This is a genomic window from Spiroplasma sp. Moj (assembly GCF_016082285.1).
GTDB lineage: Bacteria > Bacillota_I > Bacilli_A > Mycoplasmatales > Mycoplasmataceae > Spiroplasma > Spiroplasma phoeniceum.
This window is the reverse complement of sequence record NZ_MQTY02000152.1, coordinates 1-1,449: the sequence shown is the minus strand read 5'-3', so window position 1 is coordinate 1,449 and position 1,449 is coordinate 1. Positions and strand designations below refer to the sequence as shown.

Genomic DNA, 1,449 nt, shown 5'->3' with positions numbered 1-1,449 from the left:
ATAATTTGCAATTATTATAGATAGCATAGAAGATGTATTTAAAATTAAATAATTTAAATAAAAAAGTCATTTTTCGTTGTAGGAAAATATTAAATTTTTAAATAAAAGACATAATTAATTAAAATTATAATTTGCTATTAGTATCTTTTTAAAAATATTTACAATTATTTTANTAGGTTATGCAAGAAGTCTATTATTTTTAATGCAATTTTAACAATGATTAATTAAAAAAATACCCAACAAGTTGTCTGAGTATTTTTTATTATGATTTATTATGATCAATATCTTAATCTTCTAAGACCATATATTTAATAAAACGATTCATTCATAAGTCAGAATTGGCCCCCGTTTGTAAGTTTCCAACTTCACCCGTTTCGAACCCAACATAATTTCCATTTTTAATATAGACGTAAGTTGGCGTTCCAGTTAATCCTAATGAATCAGCAGTAATTGTTTTGTCAATTTCACCATTAATTTTATGAGCATTTCGCTCTTGTGTTACAATTCAATCAGCAATTTTTTTTGCTCATTTTTCTTTTCAAATACCATTATAATCTTTAATGTTATCAGTAATAATTAAGCGAGTGTTTTTAATTTTTTCTTGTTCATCAGCACTAATCGGATATGTTTTTAAAGCATATTGGGCACCAAAATTACCTGCTAAATACTTGTAATATTTATCATTACCATAGCCATTTTTATTATATAAATCTGGAATTGTAGTATCTGTTGTATTTTGACAATGAATGCAATTCTTTGCTGAAACCATAAAAATAAAATTTTCTTTATTGTTTATACCATTGATGAATTGGTTGTAATATGCCATATTTTGATCTGAACAAGCGATTGTTGCTGTTGCTGTTGTTGTTGCGAGTGTCATTGCTGCCATTGGACTTAGCAGTTTTTTCATTTCTATTCCTCCCCAAGAATTATTTTATATAATTGTCTATCTATAACTATACATTATTTTTTATATTTTTAAAGTTAAATCTAAATATTTTTATGGTGTTATTTAGTAGATAATTATGAGAGAAAAGTATATAATTATAGAAAATAATACAGATTTTAAAGGAGAGTAAATGATGATGGATATGACCACCGCATTGGCTGTGTTACTTCCAATAATGATTATTTTATTAATTTTTTCAAGTTTTTTTTCGGCTTCAGAAACAGCTATTACCTCAATTAATGTTATTCGTTTAAAACAAATGGCAAAAAAGAATGTTAGTAAACGGAAAAAAAGAACAACAAATAAAACAATTCGTCGAGCAAAACAAGTTTATAAATTAGTCAAAGATTATGATCGTACTTTAGTAACTATTTTAATTGCAAATACTTTAGTTAATACGGCTTTAGCAACAATTGGAACTTTATTTTTTGCGTCTTTGATTAGACTTCTTGCATAACCTAGTTATTTTAAAATTCCTATAAAATATATTTAAAATAGAA

The 1,449-nt window shown here is 25.1% G+C and carries 2 protein-coding genes; one reads left to right on the top strand and one right to left on the bottom strand.

The window, feature by feature from the left end:
- Positions 1 to 286 precede the first annotated feature (286 nt).
- Positions 287 to 910 carry a hypothetical protein gene (locus BST80_RS05225; protein WP_415746277.1) on the bottom strand — a complete coding sequence of 208 codons (624 nt, stop codon included), beginning with the start codon at positions 908 to 910 and terminating at the stop codon, positions 287 to 289.
- A 169-nt stretch (positions 911 to 1,079) separates the two neighbouring features.
- On the opposite strand from BST80_RS05225, the gene BST80_RS05220 reads away from it, so the two are divergent.
- A complete protein-coding gene (locus tag BST80_RS05220; RefSeq protein WP_415746276.1) occupies positions 1,080 to 1,406 on the top strand; it encodes a CNNM domain-containing protein in 327 nt (108 codons plus the stop codon).
- Positions 1,407 to 1,449 lie beyond the last annotated feature (43 nt).